This window comes from Bradyrhizobium guangzhouense, from assembly GCF_004114955.1.
Classification (GTDB): domain Bacteria; phylum Pseudomonadota; class Alphaproteobacteria; order Rhizobiales; family Xanthobacteraceae; genus Bradyrhizobium; species Bradyrhizobium guangzhouense.
In genome coordinates, this window is record NZ_CP030053.1 from 2,104,919 (window position 1) to 2,130,444 (window position 25,526).

Here is a 25,526-nt window from a genome sequence, read left to right on the forward strand (position 1 = left end):
AGGAGCGATACAATCGTGTTTTGCCAAGAGGACGATATAGTCATCTAAATCAACCAGATAATGCCAAAATTCGTGTCTGACCGCGTCGGAGCCAGCCTTTATGGCTCAGGCGTTGATTTCCAAAAATCGTAGCGCTATGATGAATGTTCACCCCGGCCGCAAGAACCGTCGGGACGGGAGATGAGGGCTCATGGCTTCGGTCAGCCTGCGCAAGCTTGAGAAGAGCTACGGCGCGTTTCGCGTCGTCAAGGCGATCGACCTCGAGATCATGGACGGCGAGTTCGTCGTGCTCGTCGGTCCGTCCGGCTGCGGCAAGTCGACCACGCTGCGCATGATCGCCGGCCTCGAACGCATTAGCGGCGGCGAGATCCGGATCGGCGATCGCGTCGTCAACGATCTGCCGCCGCGCGAGCGCGACATTGCCATGGTTTTCCAGGACTACGCGCTCTACCCGCACAAGACGGTGCGCCAGAACATGGGCTTCAGCCTGAAGGTGCGCGGCGCCAACGCGGCGGACGCCGACAACAAGATCAGGGACGCGGCGGAGATGCTCGGCATCACCCATCTGCTCGACCGCCGGCCGGGACAGCTCTCCGGCGGCCAACGTCAGCGGGTTGCGATGGGCCGGGCCATCGTCCGGCGGCCGCAGGTCTTCCTGTTCGACGAACCGCTCTCCAATCTCGACGCGAAACTGCGCGGGCAGGTGCGCACCGAGATCAAGCGGCTGCATCAGACGATCGGGACCACCATCGTCTATGTCACCCACGACCAGGTCGAGGCGATGACCTTGGCCGATCGCATCGTCATCCTGCGGGGTGGCGACATCGAGCAGATCGGCACGCCGGACCAGGTCTACAATCATCCGGCGAGCGTTTTCGTCGGCGGCTTCGTCGGCGCTCCCTCGATGAATTTCGCGAAAGCCAGGACCACCCAAGGCTATCTCGATTTCGCCGACGGCAACCGTCTGCCGCTTGCCGGCCTCGCCGGCGCAAAACTCTCGGTCGCCGACGAGCGTGAGCTCATCGTCGGCATCAGGCCCGAGCATTTCATGCCGCTGAGGTCCGATGTCGGCCTGAACAGCCAGGTTCAGGTCGTCGAGCCGCTCGGCTCCGATACGCTGGTGCATTTTGCGGTAGGCGGCGCGACATTGACCGCGCGGCTGCCGCCCGAGCTGCGCCCGAAAGCCGGCGAGGCGATCAAGCTTGGGCTGGACCCCGCAAAGATCCACCTGTTCGATCCTGAGACGGAGCGCGCCTTGCAGTAGAGAATGCGCAGCCAGGCCACAACACTAAGCCAGTCGAGCCGCAAACAAGCGGCGATCTTTTCCGGGAGGACGGCATGAGTTCAGGACGCATTTCGAAGGTGGCGGGTTTGCTGCTCGGATGTGCAGCGGTCGCATTCGCAACCGCTGCATCCGCCGAGACCAATTTGAAGGTCTTCGTGACCAGCCAGGGGCAGCCCGCCATCTGGCGCACGCTGCTCGATCAATACGAAGCGCGCAATCCCGGCATCAAGGTCAGCATCGAGCTGGGCGGCACGACTTCGGACATGCAGGCGCAATATCTCAACACGGTGCTCACAGCGAAGGACTCCTCGCTCGATGTGCTGATGCTCGACGTGATCCGCCCGGCGCAGTTTGCGGCGGCGGGCTGGACCAGCCCGGTCGCAAGCGACATGTCTTCCTATCTGCGTGCCTATGCCGAGGCGAACACGATCGACGGCAAGGTGGTGGCGCTGCCCGCCTTTGCCGATTCCATGTTCCTCTATTATCGCAAGGACCTGCTGGACAAATACGGGCTTCAGCCGCCAAAAACCTGGGACGAGCTCGCGGACGCCGCAAAGAAGGTCGCGGACGGCGAGAAGAATCCGAACCTGCAGGGGCTGTCGTTCCAGGGCAAGGCGATCGAAGGCGCAGTCTGCACCTTCCTGGTGCCCTATTGGAGCCAGGGCAAGGTGGTGACGAAGGACGGCAAGCTCGATTTCGATCGCGAGGCGGCGACCAAATCGCTCGCGCTCTGGAAGGGTTTTGCCGACAGCGGCGTTGCCAAGAAGAACATTGCCGAGGTCGCGACCGACGATACGCGCAAGGAGTTCCAGGCCGGCAACGTCCTGTTCGCGGTAAACTGGGCCTATGCATGGGCGATGTCGCAGGACGCCGAGTCCGCGGTGGTTGGCAAGGTCGGCGTCGCGCGGCTTCCGGCCGTCAAGGGCGGCGAACAGGCGACCTGTCTTGGCGGCTGGGAGTGGGGCGTTTCCGCGTTTTCCAAGCATCAGGACGAGGCGAAGAAGCTGGTCGAATATCTGTCGAGTCCCGAAGTCTCCAAATACATGGCCATCAACGGCTCGCTGCTGCCGACCTACGGCAAGCTGTACAAGGACGCCGACGTGACCAAGGCGGTGCCGTGGTTCGCCGACGCGCAAGCCATCGTCGAGACCGCAAAGCCGCGCCCGGTGACGCCGCGCTACAACGAGGTCAGTGAAGCGATCCGGACCACGGTCAACGCGGTGCTCGCGGGTGCGACCACTCCGGCAGACGGCGCCGCCCAGATCGAGGCGCGCCTGAAGCGGATCATCCGCTAAGGCATGATCCGGAAAACTGCGAAGCGGTTTTCCGATCAGATCATGCGCAAGCTCTTAGGGCGCGTATTGCAATCCGGACCGGACCTGATGACGACGACATCGACGTTCAAAAGCGAGGCCGATCGCTCGCTCGCGCGGCGGCGATGGCTGTCGCGCTGGTCCGATCCTGACGACACCACACTTGCCGTGATGCTCTTGGCGCCCGCAGCGATCCTGCTCAGCGTGATGATCGTCTATCCGGTGAGCCGGCTGATCTACACGAGCTTTCTCGACCTGTCGCTGACGTCGGGCTTGCCGGCGCGGTTCGCCGGGCTCGCGAACTTCAGGCAGATGCCCGACGATCCGGTGTTCTGGCAGGCGACCTGGAACACGGTGCTGATCACGCTCATCACGGTGCCCGGCTCGCTCTTCGTCGGCTTCGCACTCGCGCTGCTCGCCAATCTGCCGTTCCGGATGAAATGGCCGGTGCGGCTCTCGCTGCTGATCCCCTGGGCGCTGCCGCTCTCCTTCGCCGGCCTGATCTTCGGCTGGTTCTTCCATTCCGAGTACGGCGTCGTCAATGATGTGCTCAACCGGATCGGCCTGCCCAGCGTGATCTGGTTCAATTCGCCGCGGCTCGCCTTCGCAGCGATCTGCCTTGCCATCATCTGGAAGGCCTCGTCCTTCATGGCGATGATCATTCTCGCGGGCCTGCAGACCATTCCGCGTTCGCTCTACGAGGCCGCGGACGTCGATGGCGCCGGGCGCGTGCGGCAGTTCTTGGAGATCACGCTGCCGCTGCTGAAGCCCACGATCGTGGTCGCGCTGATCTTCCGCACCATCACCGCGCTGCAGACTTTCGACATTCCCTACATGATGACCGGCGGAGGGCCGGGCACCGAAACCACCACGCTGGCCATGTACATTCACCAGAACACCGTGTCGTTCCTCGACCTCGGCTACGGATCGGCGCTCGCGGTGGTGATGTTCGGCCTGTCGATGCTGGTCACCGCGCTTTACCTGCGCATGATCCGCGGCAATGAGGCTGCGTCATGAGCACGGCTGTCGCCTCCACGTTCGACCAGGCTCTGTCGGGCAAGCCGCTGCGGGCCATCGCCGCGTTCATTCTCATCGTCAACGGCCTGTTCCCGGCCTTGTGGATCCTGTTGACCTCATTCAAGACCGAGGCGGAGCTGACGCAAAAGCCGATCACCTGGCTGCCGCACGCAGCGACGCTGCGGAATTACATCCAGGCGTTCTCAGATCAGCCGCTGCTCACCTTCCTGTTCAACAGCTTCATGGTCGCGTTGCTCTCGACCGCGCTCACGCTGCTGGTCTCGGTGCTCGCGGCCTATGCGCTCGCGCGCCTGAACTTGCGGTTCAGGGGACTGATCATGTCCGTGATCATCGCAGTTTCGACCTTTCCGCTGGTGACGCTGCTGGTGCCGCTGTTCGAAACCATGCGCGCGCTCAACCTCCTCAACTCGTGGACCGCGCTGGTCCTGCCCTACACCGTGCTGAGCCTGCCCGTGTGCACGTTGGTGCTGACGTCCTTCTTCGAAGGCATTCCGCGCGATCTGGAGAATGCCGCCATGATCGACGGTTGCACCCGGTTTGGCGCGCTGTTCAGGGTGGTCGTGCCGCTGTCGGCGCCCGGCGTCTTCACCGCCGGTATCCTCGCCTTCGTCAATGCCTGGGACGAATTCCTGCTGGCCTTGTCGTTCAACTCCAATCCGGGATTGCGGACGCTGCCGGTCGGAATCCAGCTTTATCAGGGCGAGTTCGCATTTCCCTGGCCGGTGATCTCGGCCGCGCTCGTCGTCGGCATCGTGCCCGTCGCGATCCTGATCGTGATCTTCCAGGAGCGCGTCGTCTCGGGATTGACCACAGGCGGCGTCAAGGGCTGACGGAAAGGCCAAGGAAGGGTCAGGGAAAGGCCAAGGAAAGATCAAGAGGAATGGACCTGAAACTCGACACGACCCCGTCCGGCTTTGCGCTCTCCATCGCGGGCCGCCGGATACTTGCCCACAGCGCCGCGGCGCCATGTTTTTTCGTCGGCCGGGGCAACGACAGCATCGAAATGCACCGCGGCCGCTTCACCATCGAGGATCGCCTGGCCGAACGCTGCCCGCTCGCGTATGCCGAGATCGACGGCGCCTCGATCATGCTGTCCGCGGCCAAGGGGCAGCGTCCGCGCCTCGCCGTGACGCTTGAGGGCCATGCATTGAAGCTGCGGTCGCTCGATCCCTCCGTGAACCGGTTTTGGCTGCGCGTCGTGGCCGACCGTGACGAGCATGTCTGGGGCGGCGGCGAGCAATTCTCCTATTTCGATCTGCGCGGACGGCGGTTTCCGTTGTGGAGTTCGGAGCCGGGCGTCGGGCGCGACAAGACCACCGAGATCACCTTCAAGGCCGACGTCGCGGGCCAAGCCGGCGGCGACTACTATCACACCAACTATCCGCAACCGACCTACGTCTCCTCGGCGCGCTATGCTCTTCATGTCGAGACGTCAGCCTATAGCGTGTTTGACTTTCGCGAGGATGAGTTTCACGAGATCGAGGCCTGGTCCGTTCCTGAAAGCATCGAGCTGTTCGCCGCGCCGTCGTTCGTTGCGCTGGTGGAGACGTTGTCGGCGCGATTCGGCCGCCAGCCTCCGCTTCCGGAGTGGATTTACAACGGCGCGATCGTCGGCCTCAAGGATGGCGCGAACTCGTTCGCTCGCCTTGCGGCAATGCGCGCGGCCGGCGTCAAGGTTTCCGGACTCTGGTGCGAGGATTGGGTCGGGATTCGGCCGACGGCGTTTGGCGCACGGCTGTTCTGGGACTGGAAGGCCAACGAGACGCGTTATCCTGGCCTTCGGCAGCGCATCGCCGAATTGAACGACCAGGGCATCCGATTTCTCGGTTACGTGAACCCGTATCTCTGCAACGACGGCGTCCTGTTCGAGGAGGCCCAGAATGCCGGTTACTTCGTGAGGGATGCCTCGGGACGAACGGCCCTGATCGATTTCGGTGAGTTCCACTGCGGCACCGTCGATTTCACCAATCCGGACGCCGCGGCCTGGTTCTCCGAGCAAATCATCGGCAAGAACATGCTCGATTATGGCCTGTCCGGCTGGATGGCCGATTTCGGCGAGTATCTGCCGGTCGAGGTGCGTCTCGCCAGCGGCCTCGATGCAAGGCTCGCGCACAACCTTTGGCCCGTGCTGTGGGCCGAGGTGAACGCGAAGGCTGTATCGAGCCGTGGGCGCACCGGCGAAGCCGTGTTCTTCATGCGGTCCGGCTTCACGGGCGTGCAGAAGTTCTGCCCGTGGCTCTGGGCCGGCGATCAATCGGTCGACTTTTCCAGGCATGACGGGCTGGTCACGGTGATCTGCGCCGCCCTGTCGTCGGGATTGCTCGGCAACGCGTATCACCACTCCGACATCGGCGGCTACACCAGCCTGTTCGGCAATCTGCGTACGCCCGAGTTGTTGATGCGCTGGAGCGAGATGGCGGCCTTCACGCCTGTCATGCGCAGCCACGAAGGCAACAGGCCTCGTGACAATCTGCAACTCGATGGAGATCCCGCGGTTCTCGCGCATTTCGCCAGGATGACGGCGATCTACGTTCACCTCTCGCCTTATCTGCGGACGTTGTCGCTGGAGGCTGCGCGCCGGGGCCTTCCGGTCCAACGCCCGCTGTTTCTTCATCACGAGGACGACCGGCGAACCTACGACATTCAGGATTGCTATCTCTATGGTCGCGACCTGCTCGTCGCGCCCGTCTGGCAGGCAGGCCAGGATGAGCGGGGCCTCTACCTCCCGGCAGGGATCGATTGGATTCATGTCTGGACCGGACAATCATTTGCCGGCGGACAGGAGATATCGGTCGCCGCCCCGTTGGGGCGGCCGCCCGCGTTCTATCGGGTGGATAGCGAATTCGACGCGCTCTTTGCGGGATTGCGGGAGCTGTAGGGCTGGCTGAGCTCGACCGGATCTCGTGATTTGCAAAGGCTTCGAGGGCACTTCGACAGGTCGGTGCCTAAGCGGCGGGATGGTCTTCTCGACCTGAGGCGAGCTCATCGCCGCGGTCCGACTGCCACGGCCAGCGACCTTCGATTTCAAGGGTCAGGGTCCAGCCCAGGAACGTGCGAACCAGAACCAGGCCGGCAAGTAGGCCGAGGCTCACGAAGGTCAGTTCGATCGCGATCGTCTTCACGATATCTGCGGCAACCAGCACCTCGAGGCCAAGCAACAGCGATCGCCCGATGCTGATCTTGTAATTGTCGTAGCGAGACGCGACGTTCCGTCCAAGAACGTACCGGATCGACCAGACGATCCCCAGGACGATGACGAAGACGCCATAGATCTCGATGCTGACGCCAACCAGGTGAATCCAGTGGCTGGCGGCCGTCTCGATCGACTGGGAGGGATCGGCGATCATCTTCCTGGTTTCGTTGCGTGCGCGGGTCCGACGCCATGGATGCCGGGAGCATCCCGGGTGAGGTCACATCAGCTCACGATCGCATGGACGCGCCTTGATCAAGATCAACGAAACAGCGGCTCGTCGCGAAGATGCTGGTGTCCATCGATGATATCAAAAAGGCAGTGGCATGCAGCTCTGGCTGATACCCACGCTCTACGCCGCTGCAAGTGTCGCGGCGGGCTTTCTGGTGCCGCGCCTGGAATCCAAATTCCTGGCCGTCAGTCTCAATCTGTCGACGTCTTCGGCCCAGGCTTACCTGTCGGCAGTTGCCTCGGGCATGATGGCGCTGACCGGCATCGTGTTCTCGATCGCCTTCGTGCTCGTTCAGTTCAATGCCGTCGTCTATTCACCTCGGCTCGTCGTCTGGTTTGCGCGCGACCGTCTCTTGTTCCATTCCCTCGGCATGTTCGTCGCGACCTTCATGTATAGCCTTGCGACGCTGGCGTGGGTCGATCGTCCGGGTGCTCAAGGCGTACCTTTTCTGTCTGCGGCGATCGTTGCGGCCATGCTGGTCGCCAGCGTCTTGATGCTTGCGCAGCTCGTCCAGCGTTTGAACAATCTTCAGATCATGCGGGTGCTGCAGGCGCTGGGGGATACGGGCCGGCAGGTCATCAGCAGCACCTATCAGTCCAGCCCGTGGCAGGCCCCGGGCAAAGCGGCGCGAGCGCAAGAGCAGTTGTGTTCGGCCAGGCTGACCGTCAAATATGTCGGCAATCCGCAGTCGGTGACATCGATCGATATCGACAGGTTGGTCGGCCATGCCCGGAGAATGAACGGGCTCATCATGATGGAATGCGGCGTCGGCGACACGCTGCTCGAAGATAGTGTGATCTTGCACGCTCAATGTGCGACGACCTTCGTACCCGAGGAGGAGTTGAGCGCATGCGTACATCTCGACGAGCAGCGAACGTTCGAGCAGGATCCGAAATATGCAATTCGGCTGCTCGTCGACGTCGCGATCAAGGCGCTGTCTCCAGCCATCAACGATCCAACGACCGCCGTCCAGGCCATCGACCAGATCGAGGACCTGCTGCGGCGGCTGGCCAAATGCGACCTGGAAGCGTGCCGCGCCTTCGACGAGGACGGCGTTCTGAGGGTGGTTCATCGTATGCCGACCTGGGAGGATTATCTTGGGTTGGCTTTCGATGAAATCCGGCAGTTCGGGTCGACGTCCATCCAGGTGATGCGCCGGCTCCGCGCCGCGCTCGCCGGCCTCGCCGAGTGCGTCGGCGAGGGGCGCGCGGAACTCGTTCACGCCTACCTCAATCATCTCGATTATGGAATCGAGCGCTCGAGCTTCGATCCGCAGGACCGCGCCGCGGCTCGTATCGAGGACAGGCAGGGCCTTGGCTTGTCGCACCACGTGGAAGCAGGGGTGGCCAGTCCGGCCGCGGACGGGAAGGGGCGGCCGGTGTCGTGATCACGCAAGCGACTGGATTGACGCGAGCCAGGTTGCGGGCCCCACGCGTTGCGGCCGCGGCCGGTGTCCTGTTCTCAGTGCTGCTTCTCGCAGTATTCTGGTTGATGCGGCGATCCGTGCCGGCCGACCCGCTCGAGCCGGGCGCATGGCTGCATGGAGGCACCAGCAATGTCGCTTTGGCCTTGAACCTCGTGCCCTTCGCGGGTGTGGCCTTCCTGTGGTTTGTCGGCTTTTTGCGTGACCAGCTCGGCGCGCGCGAGGACCGGTTCTTTGCAACGATCTTTTTCGGCAGCGCTGTCCTGCTGCTCGCGATGCTGTTCGCCGCCGCCGCCGTCATCGGCGCGGTCATTCTGGCCTTCCATGCCGCGCCGAACGTGCTGATCAACTCCGCGACCTTTCATTTCGGCCGCGGCCTTGCCTACGGAATGGTCAACATCTATCTCGTCAAGACCGCCTCCGTGTTCATGATCACGACGTCGACGATTGCCCTCTACACGGGGCTCACGCCGCGTTGGCTTGCCTATGGCGGTTACGCCGTTGCCGCCACCCTTCTCATCGGAAGCTACTTCATCGACTGGAGCCTCGTCGTCTTTCCGTTCTGGGTGCTTCTCGTCAGCATCAACATCTGGCTCAAGAAAGACGAGCCCGAGGCGCGACCGTAAAGACGCCAAGCCGGCCTGTATGGGGAGTTGATCCGGCCTGTCATCCGTTCTGGTCCGACCGGCGATCCATCCGATCGTTGACCTAAGTCAACGTATCCAGCCGTCTGGGGCTCTCTATGAAAGGGGCGGGCAAGAGAGGTCGGAACATGGCGATGGAAATATCAAATCTCCCCGGTGGCCCCATGTCCGGGCTGGTTGCTTCGGCCGTCGAATATATGGTCGACGCAGGGCAGCGCAGTGTGCTGTTCCTTGACATCATGCGTCGGCGCGGCGACCAATATCGTGAGCATGTGGCGCAAACGGCGCCACACGTCCTGCAGTATGCCGCCGAATTGATCATTGACGGCCGCCAGCTCGACGACCCCGTCAACTACGCGCTGGTGCGCATCATTCCGCCGAAGGGCGTCGAGATAAACCTCGAGCGACGGCCGTTCATCGTGGTCGATCCGCGCGCCGGGCACGGCCCGGGCATTGGCGGGTTCAAAGCCGACAGCGAGATCGGTGTTGCGATGAAAGCGGGCCATCCCTGCTATTTCATCGGCTTTCTGCCGGAGCCGATGCCGGGACAGACGATCGAGCGCATCGCGCGGGCTGAGGCTCTTTTCATCGAGAAAGTCATCAGCCTGCATCCAAAAGCCGACGGCAAGCCCTGCGTCATCGGCAATTGCCAGGCCGGCTGGGCCGTCATGATTCTGGCCTCGTTGCGGCCGGAACTGTTCGGGCCGATCATCATTGCCGGCGCGCCGCTGGCCTATTGGGCCGGCGTGCATGGCAAATATCCGATGCGCTATTCGGGCGGGCTGCTGGGCGGAAGCTGGCTGACGGCGCTCGCCAGCGATCTCGGCGCAGGCAAGTTCGACGGCGCCTGGCTGGTGCAGAATTTCGAGAACCAGAATCCGTCGAACACGCTGTGGACCAAGCAGTACAATGTCTATTCGAAGGTCGACACCGAGGCGGACCGTTACCTCGAATTCGAACGCTGGTGGGGCGGACACGTCAATCTGAACGCAGAAGAGATCCAGTTCATCGTCGACGAGCTGTTCATCGGCAACAATCTGGCCGCCGGCAACATCGAGATGTCCGACGGCAGCAAGGTCGACCTGCGCAACATCCGATCGCCCATTGTCGTGTTTTGTTCCGAGGGGGACAACGTCACCCCGCCTCAGCAAGCGCTCGACTGGATCCTCGATTGTTACGCCGATGTCGATGAGATCAGAGCCTACGGACAGACGATCGTCTATACGGTCCACGAGAGTGTCGGCCATCTCGGCATCTTCGTCTCGGGAGGTGTCGCAAAGAAGGAACACGCCGAGTTTTCGAGCAACATCGATCTGATCGACGTGCTGCCGCCCGGCCTCTATGAAGCCACCTTCGAGGCCAAGGGCGAAGAGACCGCAAGCTCGGACCTGGTCGTCGGCCAATGGGTCATGCGTTGTGAAGCGCGAACCCTCGACGATATCAGGGCCATGGGAGGCAACTCGCCCGAGGACGAACGGCGTTTCGCCGCCGCAAAGCGCGCATCCGAGATCAATCTCGCGGCCTACCGGAAGTTCGTCCAGCCGTGGATCAAGAGCGTCGTGACCCCGCGATTGGCGGAGACGATGCGCACTTTCCACCCGTTGCGGCTGCAATATGAGGCATTCAGCAGCAAGAATCCGCTCATGGCGACGGTCAAGTCGGCAGCGGAGGAGATCGAGGACAATCGCAAGCCGGTGTCGAAGGATAATCCTTTCCTGGCATTGCAGGAACGGATGTCGAAGCAGATCGTCCGCGCGCTCGATAGCTGGCGCGACGCGGCGGAAGCGCTGAGCGAAACGATTTTCCTCAACGTCTATGGCTCGCCGGCCGTGCAGGCGGCCCTTGGCGTCGATCCCAAGTCGGAGCCCTCGCGCCGCCGCGAGATGTCCGCCGAGCACCAGGCGATGCTGGCGGCGCGGATTGCCGAATTGAAATCCAGGATCGGTGAAGGCGGTCCGCGGGAGGCCGCCATTCGCAGCCTGCTCTACATTGGCTCGGCGCGCGGCATGGTCGACGAACGCAGCATCGAGGCCTTGCGCCGGGTGCGGCGGGATTACGGCGGGGCGCGCATGCCGCTCCCCGAGTTCAAGACGCTGGTTCGAGAGCAGTTCTTCATGCTGCTGCTGGATCAGGAGGGTGCGCTCGCAGCCATTCCGCGGCTGTTGCCAGACGACATCAATCAGCGCCGGACTTTGATTGCAGCCATGCGGGAGGTGCTGTCCGCCAGTGGAGAGATCACGGGAGAGCGCGCAAGCCGCCTCCAACGGGTGGCCACGCTGCTTGGCGTCGGCACGGAGGAGGGAAGCGTGACCAACGTTGCCCCTTTCGACCAGGCGAAAGCATCGTAGCGGCCGTCCAGACCATCGGGAGCAACACCATGTCGACCGATACCGGGCAATCACAATCCCCGAGCAAGTATGACCGGCTGATCACGGCGGCCAAGGCCGCCACTCCGGTTTGGACCGTCGTCGTGCATCCCTGCGACGAGACGTCGTTGCGGGGGGCCGTCGACAGCGCGCAGGCCGGCATCATCCGGCCTATTCTGGTCGGGCCCGAAGGAAAGGTCAGAGATACCGCCAGAAAGTTCGGTCTCGACATCGCCGGCTTCGAGATCGTCGACGCCGCGCACAGTGAGGACGCCGCCGCCAAAGGGGTCGAGCTGATCCACGCTGCGCGAGGCGAGATGCTGATGAAGGGCAGCCTTCACACCGACGAGCTGATGCGCTCGGTGACGGCGAAGGTAGGAGGGCTGCGCACGGACCGCCGTATCAGTCACGTGTTTGTCATGGACGTACCGGCCTATTCCGAGACCCTGTTCGTGACGGATGCTGCGATCAACATCTTTCCCGACCTCGATGCCAAGCGGGATATCATCCAGAACGCGATCGATCTCTACACCCAAGCCGGCTTCGGCAAGGCGCCTCGCGTTGCCATCCTGTCGGCGGTCGAGACCGTCACCTCCAAGATTCCATCGACGATCGAGGCCGCCGCACTCTGCAAGATGGCCGATCGCGGCCAGATCACCGGCGGCGTACTCGACGGGCCGCTGGCTTTCGACAATGCGATCGACCCCGAGGCGGCACGCATCAAGGGCATCAGGTCCGAGGTCGCCGGTCGGGCGCAGGTCCTGGTCGTTCCCGATCTCGAGGCCGGCAACATGCTGGCGAAGAATCTTGCCTACTTCGCCAAGGCCGATGGAGCCGGCATCGTGCTCGGTGCGCGCGTGCCCGTCGTCCTGACGTCTCGGGCCGATACGCCGCGCGCCCGGATGGCATCCTGCGCGATCGCGTCGCTCTACGCCAATGCGCGCCGACAGCAAGCCCCCACAATCGCAGCGTGATGCCATGGACAGCATTCTCGTCGTGAACGCCGGCTCCTCGAGCGTCAAGTTCCAGATCTTCTCGGTCGAAGGCGAAGGCAGGCTGCGGCGGCAAATCAAGGGACAGTTGGACGGCATCGGCAGCCGTCCGCGGTTGAAGGCCGGCGGGGCGGCGGGCGATCCCCTGGCCGACCGGGCTTATCCGATCGAGGCGGTGCCGGACGTTACGACCGCAATGGGGGTCGCCGGCGAGTGGCTGCGCGAGGAGCTCCGCATTCACCCGATCGCTGTCGGGCACCGGGTGGTCCATGGCGGCCCGGACTATGACAAGCCGGTCTTGATTGACCACGGCGTGGTGGCCTCGCTGGAGCGCTTCATCAATCTCGCACCGTTACATCAGCCGCACAATCTGTCGCCGATCCGGTCGATCCTCGCGAATTATCCGACCCTGCCGCAGGTCGCCTGCTTCGACACCGCATTTCATCGCACGCACGGTGTGTTGGCCGATCACTACGCTATACCGCATCCGCTTCATGCGGAGGGCGTGCGGCGCTATGGCTTTCACGGCCTGTCGTACGAATACATCGCGAGGACTTTGGCCGGCGTGGCCCCCGAAATCGCAAAGCGTCGGGTGATCGTCGCGCATCTCGGCAGCGGCGCCTCGATGTGCGCCATGAAGGACGGGCGGAGTGTCGAGAGCACCATGGGATTCACCGCGCTGGATGGTCTTCCCATGGGAACGCGGCCTGGACAGCTCGATCCCGGCGTCGTGCTCTACCTCATCTCCGAGAAGGGCATGCCGGCTGCGAAAGTGCAGGATTTTCTTTATCGCGAATGCGGCCTGAAGGGCCTTTCCGGTGTCAGCAACGACATGCGCGCATTGGAGCAAAGCGACGATCCCAAGGCCAGGCTTGCGATCGACTATTTCGCCTATCGGATCGGCCTTAACGCCGGCATGCTGGCCGCGGCCTTGCAGGGCCTGGACGCCTTCGTCTTCACGGCCGGTATCGGGGAGAATTCTGCAACCATTCGCGCCCGCGTGGTCGAGCAGCTCGGCTGGCTCGGTGCCACACTCGACCCCATCCAAAACTCCCGCCACGCGCGCCTGATCTCGCAACCCGGCAGCCTCATTCCGGTCTATGTGGTCCCGACCGATGAAGAGCTGATGATTGCGCAGCATACGCTGTCGTTGCTGATGAACGCGCCATCGACCAACCCCAAGCAAGAGAGGGTGTCATGATTCCCGTATATCCGGATACCAAAGTGGCCCTCAAGGGCAAGAAGGGGCTCGTCGTCGGTATCGCCAATGATCAATCGATCGCTTGGGGCTGCGCCAGGGCGTTCCGTGCGCTCGGGGCCGACCTCGCGGTCACCTATCTGAATGACCGCGCGAAGAAGCATGTCGAGCCACTCGCCCAGGCGCTCGAGGCGCCGATCTTCATGCCGCTCGATGTCATGGCCGAGGGCCAGACCGAGCAGGTTTTCGAACGAATCGCGAAGGAGTGGGGGCAGCTCGACTTCCTGCTGCACTCGATCGCTTTCTCGCCCAAGGAAGCGCTACACGGCCGTGTCGTCGACGTCGGCCGTGAGGGCTTTCTGAAGACCATGGACGTGTCGTGCTGGTCGTTCCTGCGGATGGCGCATCTGGCCGAGCCGCTGATGAAGAACGGCGGCACCATGTTCACCATGACCTACTATGGCAGTCAGATGGTGGTCGAGAACTACAATATCATGGGCGTCGCGAAGGCGGCGCTGGAATCGGCGGTTCGTTATGCGGCGGCCGAGCTGGGCCCGAAGGGCATCCGTGTGCACGCGATCTCACCGGGACCGCTGGCGACGCGCGCCGCTTCGGGCATCCCCGAGTTCGACGAACTGATGGACAAGGCGCAGTCGAAGGCTCCGTCGCGCAGCCTGGTGAGCATCGATGACGTCGGCAATGCAACGGCATTTCTGGCGCTCGACGGCGCCAAGCTGATCACCGGCGGCGTGCTCTATATCGACGGCGGCTATCACATCATCGACTGACGGGCGAGAGCGTTGCTTTCGTCTTTTTGGCTCAGCGATAGTGCAGGGCGATCAGCTCGGCGATGCAGGCCGGTTTCTTGCCGCCTTCGATCTCGATCACGAGATGGTAGTTCACCCGTAGTCCGTCGGGCGGGACGTCCTCGGCTTCCGCGATGGTGACGCGGCCGCGCAGTCGCGATCCTGCTGGCACCGGCGCCAGGTAGCGGATCCGGTCGGCGCCATAGTTCAGCGTATTGCGCAAGCCTTTCAGGCCGATCACCGATCGAATGAACAGCGGCGCGAGCGCGAGCGACAACAGGCCATGGGCAATGGTCTTGCCGCCAGGCATCTCCTTGCTGGCGCGCTCCTGATCGACGTGAATCCACTGCTCGTCGCAGGTCGCTTCGGCAAACTGATCGATGCGTTGCTGTGACACCTCGACCCAGTCGCTCACTCCGATCTCGGTGCCGATGGCGGATTTGATCTCGTTGAAGTCGCCGAAGATGCGCATGACCGTGCCCCTCAGAGTTTCATTTCCGGGACATTGTCGGGCACAAAGAGCTCGGCCTCCGTGACCGCCATGACCTCGCCGACGCTGACGCCGGGCGCGGTTTCGAGCAGCGTGGCCCTTCCTGCCGGGAATCCGATCACCGCCATGTCCGTGACGACAAGGTTTACCGGCCGCGCCGAGGTCAAAGGCAGGGTGCATTTGGCGACGATCTTGGACTTGCCCTTGGCGGCGTGCTGCATGGCGACGATGACGCGCCTGGCGCCACTGACGAGGTCCATCGCGCCGCCCATGCCTGGCACCATCTTGCCGGGGATCATCCAGTTGGCGAGCAAGCCGTGTGCGTCGACCTGGAGACCGCCGAGCACGGTGATGTCGACATGACCACCGCGGATCAGCCCGAACGACATCGCGCTGTCGAAGGTCGCCGCACCCGGCAGTGCGCTGATCGGCCGGCCGCCGGCGTCGGTGAGCAGGGGATGGGCCATGCCTTGCTCCGGAATCGGGCCAGTGCCGATCAGGCCGTTCTCTGACTGGAAGAACACCTTGAGGTCGGCCGGAACGTAGTTGGCAACCAGGGTCGGAATGCCGATGCCGAGATTGACCAGGTTGCCGCTCTGGAGCTCTTTGGCGACGCGGCGGGCGATGATGATCTGCGGGTCCATGATCTCACCCGTTCGCAATGAGGTAATCGACAAGCGGCGCCGGCGTCATGACATGGTCGGGGGCGATCACGCCGACCGGTACGATATGCTCGGCCGTGACGATGACCGTATCGGCCGCCATCGCCATGATGGGATTGAAATTGCGCGCGGTGAGCGCATAGGTGAGATTGCCGAGGTAATCGGCGAGAAAAGCATGGACCAGCGCGAATTGCGCGCGGATCGCCGTCTCCAGCAGGAACGGCTTGCCGTCGACCTCGATCTGCCGCTTGCCCTCGGCAACGAGCGTGCCGACCCCGGTCGGCGTCAGCACGCCGCCAAGGCCGCAACCGCCGGCCCGGATGCGTTCGACGAAGGTCCCCTGCGGCACCAGGTCGACATTGATCTGGTTGGCCAGCATCTGCCGCTGCGCCGTGGGATTGAGACCGATATGCGTCGCCGTCAGTTTTGCGACCAGCGTCGCATCGAACAGTTTGCCGACGCCCTTGCCGACGAAGGCGGCATCGTTGGAGATCACGGTCAGGCCCGCCTTCTGTTGCCGCACCATTTCGTCGAGCACGCGCTCCGGCGTGCCCACGCCCATGAAGCCGCCGACCATGACGCTGGCGCCTGCGGGAATCATCGCAACGGCTTCTTCGACGGAAACGGCCTTCATGATTGAAACTCCGATCGGCACGACCAGGCAGCGGACCGATGTTGGCGACGCCCCCCTTGCGATCCTTGATCTGCGTCAAAGCCTGCGCATCATTCGCGAATGTGGATGCCGAGGCTTGCCAGCATTTCGCGCCACAGTTTGCGCACCTCGCGATGCCGCCGCTCCAGCGCCGCGCTGACGGCATCGCGGTAGGGCAGCAGATCCGGCCCTTTCAGAAACAGGATTTGTGCCTGCAACAATCGTCCGCTTTCAAACTCGATCCGGCGCAGCGCGGCCACGAACGGATCATCCGCCCTTGCCTCCGTCGGAAGCAGGGCGGCCGGCCGTATTCCGGCGTGGACCGCATGCGCAAGCGTCGCGAGGTGGATGGCCTGCGCACGCGCGTCATCGGCGATGGCTTCCATCGGTTCAGGGAGCCAGGCCATCTCCCAGGAGACTGCCATGGGACCTAACGCCAGATCCGGGGTCCACGCGGTGGCGCGGGTGAGCAGCGAGACGATCTCGCTCTCGCGATAGAGCTGTGCATTCAGCTCGGTCTGCCAGGCGGCATCGAATCTAGCGGGTAACGCGAGTGCATATTGCCGTGCCAACGCGCCATGGGCGGAGACCAGGAACGCGGCGACCCGCGTCTGCTGGCTCGGCGGCAAACGACCATCGGCCTCCAGCGGTCCGAGGAACGCGCTCATGTCGCCGCCCTCTGCACCGGGATCGCGCGCAGGTGGTCGTACCCAGCCGGAAACGCCGAAATCGCGCCGCCGGGCTCGTTTGGCGCGATCAAGACAGCCTTGTTGCCCTGCCAGCGTCCGGCCAGCACGTCCTCGGCGAAGCGTGCGAGCAGGTCGGCGGTGAGCGCACCCTTCTCGAGCGTGAAGGCGTGATAGGCCTCTGGAACGATCACCAGCGCACTGTCGGGAATTTCGACGCGCAGGGTCTCATGCAGCGCCCGTGGCGTCAGGAAGTCGAATTCGCCGTTCAGGATCATGGTCGGCGCAGCGATCGACGAGAGAAGCGGCGTCAGCGGCTTGAAGTCGAGAAAGGACTCCATCAGGTTCTGCAGGGCATAAATGTCGTTGACCAGCCAGCCCTGGCGCTTGACGCTGTCGAGCTTGTCCAGCAACGGCTTCAGCCATTGGTCGGACAGGTTCATCGGCAGCAGCAGGTCCTGGAGGTAGCCGGTGCCGCCGAGGATCAGTCCAGTGCGCAAGGCATTGCCAATCAGCAGCAACTGCGGTGAAAGCTCGGCAAAGCAGCTCATCGGCACCAGGCCCGACAGCCGTGCGCCGTGTTCAATGGCATAGCGAAGCGCGATCAAGCCGCCGAAGCTGATGCCGCTGAGAAAAATCGGCCCGTCGCCGAGCTCGCCGATCAGGCGATGCAGCACGGCAACGTGGTCGTCCTGGTTGATGAAAAGCGCAGGTTTGTCGGAGACGCCTTGGCCGAGCAGGTCGAAGGTCGCGACGCGGAAGCCGCGTGCGGTCAATGCGTCGCGATAGGCTCCCCATAGCTCCGAGTATTGGGTGAGGCCATTCACCAGCACATAGGCGGGCGCATCCGCAGGTCCGTCCAGCTCATAGCGGATCCGGTATGAGCCGTGACTGAGGAAGGGCATTGCTGGATCCGGCGGCAGGTTTCAACCGGAATGATCCTCACAACCCGCAAGGTTCAATCCATTGAGTTAGATCAAAGCTCGTCCGGCCGCCTTGCCTAGCGTCGCGTCAAAATGCGTCAGGGAGGACTTCGTGATGGTCCGGAGAGAGATCGCAAAGCGCTGCTTCGTCAGCCTGATCCTGCTGCTGGTCGGCACTGCGCTTGCAGTCGCCCAGCCCTTCACGCGTCGCTCGTCGCAGATGCAGCATGACGGCTTGAAGAAAACCTACGAGATCGCCAACTTCAAGATCGGCGGCAAGTATGATCTATCCGATCCCTCGAAGTGGGAATTTGGTGGCGAGGGCGGTGTCACGCTGGAATCTCTCGGTGCGGGCAAGCTGCGCACCGCCTACATCACGATCGGCACCGCGCGGCGCAATGAGGCGGGCGAAATCACCAACGCCGTCGTCATCAACTCCTATTACTCCGGTGACTCCACCGACATGTATGAGCAGTGGGTCAAGGGTGCGCCACTCTCGGGCGGCGTGCCGATCATCGGCCCGGGCCGGCCGATCGATACCGACCGCTATTACGTCATCATGGTCGATCCGCTCGGCACTTGGGGCGCCAGCAAGCCATCGGACGGCCTCGGCATCAAGTTTCCGCAGTACAGCTACTACGACATGGTGCAGGCGAACTATCGTCTCTTGCGCGACGAGCTGAAGGTCGCGCGCGTCGCACTCGTGACTGGCGTCTCCATGGGGGGCACGCAGACCTATGTCTGGGGCGTGATGCATCCGGAGTATGTCAGCGCGATCATGCCAATCGGCGGCACGACGCAGTCCGATGGTGACGATCCCGTCGGCAACTGGACGTTCCAGATGATGACGGCCGCGATCGAATCCGATCCGGTCTGGCAGGCCACCAAGGGCGACTATTACAAGCTGCCCAAGGAGAAACATCCGGTGCCGGGCGTCGCGTTCGGCTGGTCGATCCTGGGAATGACCGGGTACGACTTCGCCTTTCGCACGACCCAGAACTGGAAGGCGGTGCAGCCTGAGATCTTCTACTGGGATCCGCCGAACGAGAAGGCAGGCCTGAACGTCACCAACCGCGCCAAGCTCTATGACGCGGTCGACCTCGTCTGGCGCAATCGCGTCGGCGAGACCCACAACATCAACCCGTATCTCGGCCGCATCCGGGCGCGCACGCTGGTGATGCATATCACCAACGACCTCTGGCTGAATTTCAAGTTGGCGCAGCAGGCCGTCGATCGTGTGCCGGGCGCGGACCTGATCGCCCAGGAAAGCCCGGTCGCCCACTACGGCGTCTTCCCGATCATTAACCAGCGCAAGAACGATCCAAAATTCGTCGCCTTCATGGACGACGTGGCGGCGCTCGATCGTGCGCAGTTGTTTGTCGACAAAAACTATCGTGTTCCGCGCGTCGCGGAGAAGATCGATCCAAGCAAATCCTTCTGGAAGGACTTCGTCACCTATCCCTATCCGGTCAAATACGCCAACGCCAAGGACAAGATCGGTAACACCTGGCAAATCGGTTACATGGACGAGTATGCCGGCACCGACAAGGATCCCAAGGTCCTCGTCATCATTCACGGCAAGGGAGCGTTCGGCGGGCACTACGGCAACATCATGCAATACGCGCTGCGGAGCGGCCTGCGCGTGATCGTGCCGGACTTGCCGGGCTACGGCATGTCCGGGCCGGGCAATCTCGACAAGAGCCCGGCGCGCACCATGCAGGACATGCGCGAGACCATCTACGATCTCGTCGTCAACCAACTCGGCGTCAAGAAAGCCTATTATCTCGGCCACTCGCTCGGCGGCCAGTTCGTCATGGGCTATGCGCTGACCTGGCCGGATGCGGTGCAGGGACTTGCACTCGAAGCGCCGTCAGGTCTCGAGGAATACCCGCGAGACATCACGATTGCGAAGGACAAGAAAGCACCCTTGTTCCAGCAGGGTCTTGGCCGCGATTTCGACAAGTGGAGGCAGATCTGGGATCAGACCGGCATCCTTGCGGCGGAAAAGGCCCGCGACGAGCAGAGCATCCGCGACTTTTTCTACTTCAAGAAGCGTGATCCCGACACCGGCGTCGTGTCGGCGGCCAAGAGCGGCTACTTCTTCAGCGACAGCGAGTATGCCCGCTTCCACACCGAGCAGCGCGTCGGGCTGACAAGGGGTAACCCGAAGGAGCTCGAACAATGGTGCAACGTCTTCATCTTCGACATCTACACGATCGGATCCGAGCTCCAGCAGGATGATCCGAAGAACCTCTACGAGCGCGTCACGGAGATCAAGGCGCCGATCTTCCTCGCGTTCGGCGACAAGGAGCCGTTCATCCCGACGCCGGCGTTCAACGGACTGACCGATCTCGGACGGGACGTAATCACGCCGTTCATGACGCGGATGACCAATGCCGGTAACCGGCCGATGCTCAAGATCTATCCGGAGACCGGACACTTCATCCACACCGACAACCCGGTGGAATATTCCGCCGATGTCGTCGACTTCGTGACCAAGGGACGGGTCGACGCCTCATCGCCACTCGGCACGGACCGCATGATCAAGGGCGCGGTGGCGTCGGCCATTCCGGTAGCACCGACGCCGCCCGGCGCGGCGCCGACGGCAGGGCTGAACAAATAGGATGGTTCGATGCCGCGGGTGCAGGCAGGTGAGGTCCAGCTCGGCTGGCGGGAGTGGGGACAGGGCGATGTCACGGTCGTGTTCATCCACGGCAATCTCGCCAGCAAGGATTGGATCGAGCTTGCCGCGCCCATGTTTCCCACCGGGCTGCGCGTGATCGCGATTGATTGGCGTGGGTGCGGCGACAGCGACCGGCCGAAGCCGACTGCGGACTACTCCAACTACTCGATGCAGCAGCATGCGCAGGATCTGCTGGCGGCTCTCGATGCGCTTGATATTCTCTTCTGCCACCTCGCCACCCACTCCACGGGCGGAATCATCGCGGCACGGATGCTGCTGATGCAGCCCGAACGGTTCGGGCGGGTGTTCGCGCTCGATCCGGTCACGCCGCTCGGCCTGGCCTTCAATGCCGACCAGATCGGCGTCTTCCGCGCGATGATGGCAAGCAAGGACGTGACGCGAGCGGTGATGGCGACTGCTGCGTCTTCCTTGTTCGTTCCTGACAGCCTTGCGCCGACGTCCATGCCGAGGTTTCGGGAGGGGCTTGGCGACGTCCAAGCCTTGTTTGAGCGAATTCTCGAACAAACCTTCGGCGTGTCCGAGGGAATATGGCTCGGCACCCCCTTCAATCTCAACCGCGAGTGGGAGAGCAAGCAGCTCGGGCTTCGGATGGCCGAAATCCGGCATCCGCACCTGGTGCTATGGGGCGAGCGGGATGGGTGGATCCCGCCGGCGGATCTGAGAGCAATGGCGGTGGCGATGCCTGACTGCCGCTTGGTGATCGTGCCCGGTGTCGGCCATTCGATGAATCTTGAAGTCCCGGCGCTCTATGCTGGCTATTTCGGCGCCTGGTTCGGAGGCCTTTCGCGATAACCCGTTTTCCACCCAAGGGAGCCATGCCATGGCAAATATCAATCCTTCCGCCGACAACGTCCGGGCGATGCTGACAGAATCGCTCGGCCGCGTTCGACAGGCCAGCACCGAGTATTTCGACCTTCTCGAAAAAAATCTCGGCGCCTCGCCGCTGCCGATCGCCGATCAAGCCAAGCAGTTTTGCAACTATCTGCAGCGCAACGTTGTGGCGACTTTCGACCTCGGCGACAAGCTCATCCAGGCCAAGGACGTTCAGGATGCGCTCAAGGTACAGTCGGAATTTTTCCAGGCCCAGATGCGGGCGCTGACGGACCAGGCCAAGGACATGGGCGAGTCGGCGATGAAGGCTGCAAGCGGCATGTTTCAACCGAAGAGCTGAAGTACTGCCGCGAAGAAGGTTTCCTGCTCGCAGACACCTGCCATCGAGAGGAGTTAGCCAAATGGCGGATACCACCAAGATCTCGGTCGAGAAGGCGCTCGAGAAGATCAGAGAGGGCGATCAGCTCAAGTCGAAAGATCAGCGCCGCGATGAGCAAACCGAGAAGCTCAATGAAGACATCAAGCGCATGAGAGCGCAGAGATCACGTCTCGACCGGACCTCTCGTCCGCGCGATTGAAGCGCGGGGTCCTTGCGAGGTCATCGGCGCGCCTATTGCGGCGCGGCAGTCCGGGATACAATGGCTGATGATGGCATTATGCCGGTGTTTTGCCCGACGGAGCAAGTGGTTTTGCAGACGCAAATGGCGGCGATGAAAAAATCCAATGATTCCATGCGCGGTTCTACTGTGCATGGGGTTGTTTTCACGCTGCCGGAAATCTTGGGCTCGAAAGAGGTGGTGGCCCCTTCAATGCTTCGAGAGGAGCTTCTGGGCTGAACCTGCGGCTGGTGCCTAGCCGGCCGCTTTCAAGTCCTCCGGCGATTCCAAATAATAGCCGGAGTAAGAGTCGACGAGGCCGAGGTGGTCATGGACTTCCTTGACGCCGCTGGTGTTTTCGGCAGCGATCATCGACGCTCGCCGGGCCTCGTCGGTCGTGATGAGACCGTGCAGATGGACGATGCCGTTGCGGACATCCGCTCTGAAACCGATCGGGCGCCAGTCGGCTTTATTGATCGCCCGCGTGATGCGGTCGCAGATGTGCTCGTCATCGGCGGTTGGGTCCGGGATTTCGTGTGCGAGGCTGGCCATGGCTTGCAGCAAGTTGCTCCTCGTCACGATTCCGATCGTTGCCTTGCCCCGCATCACCGGGATGCGTTTGATGTCGTGCTTTTCCATCAGATCAACGAGGTCGGCCAGGGAGGTTTCCTCCTGCGCGGAGACGACCTGCCGCGTCATGACATCCTCCACCTTTCGGCCACTTTCGTGAACGAACTCGGCCGCGGCCCGCCCGGGTCCCATGAAGAATTTCAACCAAGCGGCGTGCCTACGACCGGTGCCAATCTCGCTGCGGCGAAGGAAGTCGCTTTCCGAGACAATGCCGACAAGGTTGCCGGCGTCATCGATGACGGGCAGGCCGCTGATGTGCATCTGCAGCATGATCTTGGCGGCTTCTTCGATCGTCGTATGAGGCGTCACCGCGACAACGTCTCTGGTCATCACATGGATGGCGTGCATGATGCGCTCTCTGTCTCGAATTGCAGACCCTGGGGGAGGCCGCGATGCGGCCTCGCCCCGGCAGCCTTCAGGCCGCCTTCACGTTGATGGTCTTGGCGGGCTTCTGGGCGTCCTCGGTTTTCGGAAGCACGACCTTGAGCACGCCGTTCTTGAAGGTCGCCTCGATCTTGTCGGCGTTGACGCCCTCCGGCAGGGTGAAATAGCGCTCGAACGCGCCATAGCGTCGCTCGGAGACATAATAGTCCTTCTTCTTTTCCTCCGTCTCCTCGCGCTTCTCGCCCTTGATCGTAAGACCGCCATTGACGAGCTTGATATCGATGTTCTTCTCGTCGAGCCCCGGGAGCTCCGCCGTGATTTCATACGCCTTGTCGCCTTCGGCGACGTCGACGGCGGGCGCAGCAATCGACTTCGAGATGTCGCGCTCCAGCCGTGCGAGCGAACGGAACGGTCGGTTCCAGAAGCCGTTGCCGAAATCGTCGAAGATCTGATCGATCTCGTTTCTCAAGGCCTGGAATGGGCGCCAGGTCTCGGCCGCGACGGCAGGCGCGGTAGAGGTTTTCGTAACGGGCAATTTGGTTTCGGTCGCCATGATCATTTCTCCTTCGAGGTTTGACCATCTCGGTCGCCGAAAAGAATAGTCGCTCGTGCAGGTTGGAAAGTTGATTTCGCTCAAACCCGCCGTTGGGCCGCTGAAATTTCTTCCTCGGCACGCCGCGCCAATGAGGACGCGCTGCTGGAGTTTCCTGGCCTGGCCAGTTAGGGCATTGCCATCTCCTGCTCGGGCAGCCGCTCGCGTTTCGGCTCCTGGATTTCCGTCATCGTCGCTTCGGTCAGAAGGAGCACGCTTGCGACGGAAACCGCATTCTCGAGGGCTGTCCGTACGACCTTGACCGGATCGACGATGCCAGCTTCGACGAGGTCGACATAGACCTTGCGGGCGGCATCGAAGCCAAAGCTGCCTTGACTTTCGAGCATCCGGGCAACCACCACGCCACCGTCGGCAGCGGAATTCTCGGCAATCTGGCGGGCGGGAGCTTCAAGCGCGCGTTTCAGAATCTGCACGCCTGTCCGTTCGTCGCCTTCGCAGGCTGCTTCCTCCTTGGCCACAGCCGCGATTGCGCGAAGCAGCGCCAGCCCGCCGCCCGGCACGATGCCTTCGGCGACCGCCGCTTTGGTCGAACTGATTGCGTCGTCCAAGGCTTCCTTCTTCGCCTTCATCTCAGCCTCGGTCGGCGCCCCTACCCGGATCACGGCTACCCCGCCCGACAGCTTGGCGAGGCGCTCTTCGAGCTTTTCGCGATCATAATCGCTGGTCGTCTTGTCGATCTCGACCCGGATCTGGGCCAGTCGGCCATCGATGCGGGTACGATCGCCACCGCTGCCGATCAATGTTGTATTTTCCTTGTCGGCGACCACGCGTGCAGCACGGCCGAGTTGTTCAAGGGTAGCACTCTCCAATTTCAAGCCGATTTCTTCCGAGATCACCTGGGCGCCGGTCAGGATGGCGATATCCTCGAGCATGGCTTTGCGCCGGTCGCCAAACCCGGGGGCCTTGACGGCGCAGGCCTTGAGCACACCCCGCAATTGATTGACGATAAGCGTGGCCAGCGCTTCGCCCTCGATGTCCTCGGCGATGATCAGAAGCGACCGGCCGCTTTTGGCGACCTGCTCGAGAAGTGGAACCAGATCACGCAATGCGCCGATCTTGTGGTCGCAAAGCAGGACGTAAGGGTCCTGCAAGACCGATTCCATTCGATCGGCGTCGGTGACGAAATAGGGTGAAAGAAAGCCTCGATCGAATTTCATGCCTTCGACGACGTCGAGGAGGGTTTCGGTCGTCTTGGATTCCTCGACCGATATCACGCCGTCGCCGCCGACCTTTTCGATCGCATCCGCGACGAGCTCGCCGATCGACGGATCGTTGTGGGCTGAAATGGTGGCGACTTGCGCCTTCTCCGCTCTGGATCTGACGGGCTTTGCCATGGCGCGCAACGCAGCGATAGCGGCCTGTGTCCCGCGATCCAGACCACGTTTGAGATCGATCGCGCTCGCGCCGGCGACAACGTTGCGAACCCCATCAGACAGGATGGCATGTGCGAGGATGGTGGACGTGCTCGTGCCGTCGCCGACGACATCGCCGGTCTTTTCGGCGGCCTGACGCAACACCTGGGCACCGAGGTTCTCTTCGGCGTCCTTCAAGTCAAACTCCTTGGCTATGGTCACGCCGTCGTTGCAGACAATGGGTGCTCCCCAGGCCTTCTGAATCAGGACGGATTTCGATTTCGGGCCGAGTGTCACGCGCACTGCGTCTGCGAGGAGAGATGCACCGCGCAAGACCTTCTCACGAGCTGCTGAATGGAACAGGACTTGTTTGTGTGCCATTTCAATTCCTCGAGGTTTGTCGTCGTTGCTGTTATCGCGCGTCACTTTGTAACAGCGCGTCCGGCGCAGTTTGATCCTGGTCAACCCGAGGCGAGGTTGACCTGAATCAAGTTCACTTCTTTGGGCCAAATTAGC

At 62.5% G+C, this 25,526-nt stretch carries 25 protein-coding genes; 16 read left to right on the forward strand and 9 right to left on the reverse strand.

Annotated elements, in window-relative coordinates:
- The first annotated feature begins 190 nt into the window (after window positions 1-190).
- From XH91_RS10100 to XH91_RS10120, 5 genes are all read left to right on the forward strand, one after another.
- A complete protein-coding gene (locus tag XH91_RS10100) occupies window positions 191-1,264 on the forward strand; it encodes an ABC transporter ATP-binding protein (RefSeq protein ID WP_128950458.1) in 1,074 nt (357 codons plus the stop codon).
- 74 nt (window positions 1,265-1,338) lie between these two features.
- Complete coding sequence (locus tag XH91_RS10105; protein ID WP_128950459.1) at window positions 1,339-2,580, forward strand: ABC transporter substrate-binding protein; 1,242 nt, start codon at window positions 1,339-1,341, stop codon at window positions 2,578-2,580.
- 87 nt (window positions 2,581-2,667) lie between these two features.
- Entirely contained in the window at window positions 2,668-3,615 is a 948-nt protein-coding gene (locus XH91_RS10110) for a carbohydrate ABC transporter permease (RefSeq protein ID WP_128950460.1), read from the forward strand.
- Complete coding sequence (locus tag XH91_RS10115; protein ID WP_128950461.1) at window positions 3,612-4,466, forward strand: carbohydrate ABC transporter permease; 855 nt, start codon at window positions 3,612-3,614, stop codon at window positions 4,464-4,466. Before XH91_RS10110 ends, XH91_RS10115 begins: the two co-directional genes overlap by 4 nt.
- A gap of 56 nt (window positions 4,467-4,522) precedes the next feature.
- Window positions 4,523-6,514 (forward strand): alpha-glucosidase, encoded by a 1,992-nt coding sequence (locus tag XH91_RS10120; protein ID WP_245477349.1) that lies wholly within the window; start codon window positions 4,523-4,525, stop codon window positions 6,512-6,514.
- Window positions 6,515-6,581: 67 nt separating this feature from the next.
- Here XH91_RS10120 and XH91_RS10125 read toward each other — a convergent pair whose 3' ends face one another.
- Entirely contained in the window at window positions 6,582-6,983 is a 402-nt protein-coding gene (locus tag XH91_RS10125) for a DUF1622 domain-containing protein (RefSeq protein ID WP_128950463.1), read from the reverse strand.
- A gap of 169 nt (window positions 6,984-7,152) precedes the next feature.
- Here XH91_RS10125 and XH91_RS10130 point away from each other — a divergent pair, with 169 nt between their 5' ends.
- The 6 genes from XH91_RS10130 to fabI all read left to right on the forward strand — a co-directional run bounded on the left by XH91_RS10130 (window position 7,153) and on the right by fabI (window position 14,469).
- Window positions 7,153-8,445 (forward strand): DUF2254 domain-containing protein, encoded by a 1,293-nt coding sequence (locus XH91_RS10130; protein WP_128950464.1) that lies wholly within the window; start codon window positions 7,153-7,155, stop codon window positions 8,443-8,445.
- A 17-nt stretch (window positions 8,446-8,462) separates the two neighbouring features.
- Window positions 8,463-9,107 carry a hypothetical protein gene (locus tag XH91_RS10135; RefSeq protein ID WP_245477295.1) on the forward strand — a complete coding sequence of 215 codons (645 nt, stop codon included), beginning with the start codon at window positions 8,463-8,465 and terminating at the stop codon, window positions 9,105-9,107.
- Window positions 9,108-9,253: 146 nt separating this feature from the next.
- Window positions 9,254-11,473, forward strand: coding sequence for a TerB family tellurite resistance protein (locus XH91_RS10140; RefSeq protein WP_128950467.1), 2,220 nt, complete (start codon window positions 9,254-9,256; stop codon window positions 11,471-11,473).
- Window positions 11,474-11,502: 29 nt separating this feature from the next.
- On the forward strand, window positions 11,503-12,465 hold the full coding sequence (locus XH91_RS10145) for a phosphate acetyltransferase (protein ID WP_128950468.1): 963 nt from the start codon (window positions 11,503-11,505) through the stop codon (window positions 12,463-12,465).
- A gap of 4 nt (window positions 12,466-12,469) precedes the next feature.
- Entirely contained in the window at window positions 12,470-13,684 is a 1,215-nt protein-coding gene (locus XH91_RS10150) for an acetate/propionate family kinase (RefSeq protein ID WP_128950469.1), read from the forward strand.
- Window positions 13,681-14,469 (forward strand): enoyl-ACP reductase FabI, encoded by a 789-nt coding sequence (gene fabI, locus XH91_RS10155; RefSeq protein ID WP_128950471.1) that lies wholly within the window; start codon window positions 13,681-13,683, stop codon window positions 14,467-14,469. The genes XH91_RS10150 and fabI overlap by 4 nt, the downstream gene beginning before the upstream one ends.
- A 31-nt stretch (window positions 14,470-14,500) precedes the next feature.
- On the opposite strand, the gene XH91_RS10160 is transcribed toward fabI, so the two are convergent.
- From XH91_RS10160 to XH91_RS10180, 5 genes are all read right to left on the reverse strand, one after another.
- Window positions 14,501-14,959, reverse strand: coding sequence for a MaoC family dehydratase (locus tag XH91_RS10160; protein WP_128950472.1), 459 nt, complete (start codon window positions 14,957-14,959; stop codon window positions 14,501-14,503).
- 11 nt (window positions 14,960-14,970) lie between these two features.
- Window positions 14,971-15,621 carry a 3-oxoacid CoA-transferase subunit B gene (locus XH91_RS10165; RefSeq protein ID WP_128950474.1) on the reverse strand — a complete coding sequence of 217 codons (651 nt, stop codon included), beginning with the start codon at window positions 15,619-15,621 and terminating at the stop codon, window positions 14,971-14,973.
- 4 nt (window positions 15,622-15,625) lie between these two features.
- A complete protein-coding gene (locus tag XH91_RS10170) occupies window positions 15,626-16,273 on the reverse strand; it encodes a CoA transferase subunit A (protein WP_128950475.1) in 648 nt (215 codons plus the stop codon).
- 89 nt (window positions 16,274-16,362) lie between these two features.
- Window positions 16,363-16,959 (reverse strand): hypothetical protein, encoded by a 597-nt coding sequence (locus XH91_RS10175; protein WP_128950476.1) that lies wholly within the window; start codon window positions 16,957-16,959, stop codon window positions 16,363-16,365.
- On the reverse strand, window positions 16,956-17,882 hold the full coding sequence (locus XH91_RS10180; protein ID WP_128950477.1) for an alpha/beta fold hydrolase: 927 nt from the start codon (window positions 17,880-17,882) through the stop codon (window positions 16,956-16,958). The genes XH91_RS10175 and XH91_RS10180 overlap by 4 nt, the downstream gene beginning before the upstream one ends.
- Window positions 17,883-18,015: 133 nt before the next feature.
- Between XH91_RS10180 and XH91_RS10185 the strand changes: the two genes are divergently transcribed.
- From XH91_RS10185 to XH91_RS10200, 5 genes are all read left to right on the forward strand, one after another.
- A complete protein-coding gene (locus XH91_RS10185) occupies window positions 18,016-20,523 on the forward strand; it encodes an alpha/beta hydrolase (RefSeq protein ID WP_128954788.1) in 2,508 nt (835 codons plus the stop codon).
- Between the two features lie 9 nt (window positions 20,524-20,532).
- Window positions 20,533-21,396, forward strand: a complete 864-nt coding sequence (locus XH91_RS10190; protein ID WP_128950478.1) for an alpha/beta fold hydrolase — start codon at window positions 20,533-20,535, stop codon at window positions 21,394-21,396.
- Window positions 21,353-21,775: a phasin gene (locus XH91_RS10195; RefSeq protein ID WP_245477296.1), complete on the forward strand. Its 423-nt coding sequence runs from the start codon at window positions 21,353-21,355 to the stop codon at window positions 21,773-21,775. The genes XH91_RS10190 and XH91_RS10195 overlap by 44 nt, the downstream gene beginning before the upstream one ends.
- 61 nt (window positions 21,776-21,836) lie before the next feature.
- A complete protein-coding gene (locus XH91_RS38770; protein WP_164934160.1) occupies window positions 21,837-22,013 on the forward strand; it encodes a hypothetical protein in 177 nt (58 codons plus the stop codon).
- Between the two features lie 60 nt (window positions 22,014-22,073).
- Window positions 22,074-22,271 (forward strand): hypothetical protein, encoded by a 198-nt coding sequence (locus XH91_RS10200; RefSeq protein WP_128950479.1) that lies wholly within the window; start codon window positions 22,074-22,076, stop codon window positions 22,269-22,271.
- Between the two features lie 15 nt (window positions 22,272-22,286).
- Here XH91_RS10200 and XH91_RS10205 read toward each other — a convergent pair whose 3' ends face one another.
- The 3 genes from XH91_RS10205 to groL form a co-directional block, all read right to left on the reverse strand.
- Window positions 22,287-23,009, reverse strand: coding sequence for a CBS domain-containing protein (locus XH91_RS10205; RefSeq protein WP_128950481.1), 723 nt, complete (start codon window positions 23,007-23,009; stop codon window positions 22,287-22,289).
- A 67-nt stretch (window positions 23,010-23,076) separates the two neighbouring features.
- Window positions 23,077-23,598 carry an Hsp20/alpha crystallin family protein gene (locus XH91_RS10210; protein ID WP_128950482.1) on the reverse strand — a complete coding sequence of 174 codons (522 nt, stop codon included), beginning with the start codon at window positions 23,596-23,598 and terminating at the stop codon, window positions 23,077-23,079.
- Between the two features lie 167 nt (window positions 23,599-23,765).
- Window positions 23,766-25,391 carry a chaperonin GroEL gene (gene groL, locus XH91_RS10215; RefSeq protein WP_128950483.1) on the reverse strand — a complete coding sequence of 542 codons (1,626 nt, stop codon included), beginning with the start codon at window positions 25,389-25,391 and terminating at the stop codon, window positions 23,766-23,768.
- Between the last annotated feature and the right edge of the window lie 135 nt (window positions 25,392-25,526).